This is a genomic window from Novosphingobium lindaniclasticum LE124, from assembly GCF_000445125.1.
GTDB classification, from domain to species: Bacteria; Pseudomonadota; Alphaproteobacteria; order Sphingomonadales; family Sphingomonadaceae; genus Novosphingobium; species Novosphingobium lindaniclasticum.
Window position 1 is genome coordinate 1 of sequence record NZ_ATHL01000119.1, and the last position, 1,917, is coordinate 1,917.

At 60.8% G+C, this 1,917-nt stretch carries 1 protein-coding gene; it reads right to left on the bottom strand.

From position 1 onward, the window contains the following. Positions 1-106 precede the first annotated feature (106 nt). The gene (locus L284_RS41680) at positions 107-1,753 is read right to left on the bottom strand and encodes an IS1634 family transposase (RefSeq protein WP_021235345.1); all 1,647 of its coding nucleotides are present in this window, start codon (positions 1,751-1,753) and stop codon (positions 107-109) included. Between the last annotated feature and the right edge of the window lie 164 nt (positions 1,754-1,917).

Sequence of the window (1,917 nt, forward strand, 5' to 3'; positions counted from 1 at the left end):
CCCAACTTGAACAGTGCGTTTTGAAAATACGTTTTTGTTCAATGGCATGCGTGCACAGGCGCAAGTGTTACCACTACATTTTTGGGGTCGGTTGAGCTGCAGAGGCTCAGGTTTGCGGTGGCAACTCGCTGATATTGGCCGGCAGCGCGATGCCGGTTGCCTTGAAGACATTCCCTACCTGGCCCGAGACGTGGGTACGGGTGGTAATGACCTTGCCGTCCTTTTCGATGGTGGCTTCCTGAAGGCGATCGAGATCGTTGAGGAGCGGCTGCCATTCGGGCTGGAAGCCCTTTTCCTGACAAAGACGGGTGAGTTCCTTGGCCAGCGTCAGAGCGAGGAACGAGACAAACACATGGCCGCGGATAGCGGCATCGGACTGATGGAAGATGGGCCGGGTATCGAAGCTCGCCTTGGCGACGCGGAACAGGGCTTCGACCTGAAGCAGGTCACGGTAGCGGATGACCGCCTGCAGCGGGGTGATCCGGGCATTGGTGCGCAGCACGCTGATACCATCGTAGCGGGCCTCGTCGGCAAGCTTGCCCATGTCGATCTCGAAGGTCTTGCCGCTGGCCTTGAGATAGCGGCGATAAGCTGAGTTACCAACCAGGGCCTTGTCACCCTTCTTCAGCTGGGTCTGGAGGCCATCGATGATCGCTTGCCGATCGGCTTTGTCCTTCCTTGCCTCAGCTTCGTTGAGTGTGACGACATAGCGCTGGGCATCTGCGCCTTTGCCAACGCGCACCTCCTTGACCCACAGCTGAGTGTCTCCTGCCTGCCGCTCGAGAACCAGGGGCACCATCGGGGCCGTGTCGTTCAGCACGACCTCGCGGATGACGCTGCTTGTGCGCTCTCGCGCACCCAGGATGTATTCCATGCCCAGCTCTTCAAGGGCGGCGATCGTATCGGCGCTGATCATGCCGCGATCGGCCACAACGCACGAGCGGGTGATGCCGAAGCGGGTGCGCAGGCGCGTGACGATGGGCATGAGTACCTTCACGTCGGCCGTGTTGCCCGGGACCATCTCGGTACAGATCGGACGCCCCTGGGCATCGATCACGACGGCCAGGATCAGCTGAGCAAGCTCGGGCCGGTGGTCCTTGGAATGACCGCGCCGTCCCAGCGTGTCGCCGCCGGCGCCGTAGAACGAGAGCGACGTCGTATCCATGAATACAAGACTGAGGTCGGTGAACAGGTCCCGGCGGCGATCGAACAGCTTCTCCTCGATCACGTCTTTCACACAGCGAGGTGCCAATCCCCCCTCTGCCTTCTCCTCGATCTCCTCGCCGAGCCAGGCCATGGCGCGATAGAAGTGATGGAGGGCAAGATCCTCGCTGCCGTCGATGGCGTAGCTCTCCATCCAGTCCAGGCAGGCTCGGTCCGAGCCGGAGACGAACAGGCGGTGCAGTGTGGCGACGAATACGGCGCGCTCAACGGCAAAGCCGAACTGGCGGCCTTCCAGCACCTCTTCCAGTACCGCATCGACACCAAGCCGCTGCCACAGGCGCCCGAACAGCAACGGGCCGCCAATCCTGCGAGCTGCGATCCGGCCTGCATCGATATCGGACAGAATGACGCTGCGTTCGGCGTGGCGGGCAATCGAGGCAGCCAGCCTGTCGAGTTCACCACTCGCGGCCAGCACATCCTTGCGGCCCAGAGCCTTGATCGTGCGCTGACGGACGGTTTTGCCCTCGCGCACACTCTCGACCAGGTAAAGATAGCGGTGCCCGCGAGCGACTCGTTCGACGACATACATGGCAAGGTTGTTACTACCTGCACGTGTGGAGAGAAACCAAACCGCCAGTTACACGCAAAATGTTGTTATCACACCCCATTTTGCCGCTAAATCCACTGCCAGCAAAATCAGCTACTTAACGCCTGACGTTCCCCGCATGTTCTGCCAGCACTGTTCAACTTGGG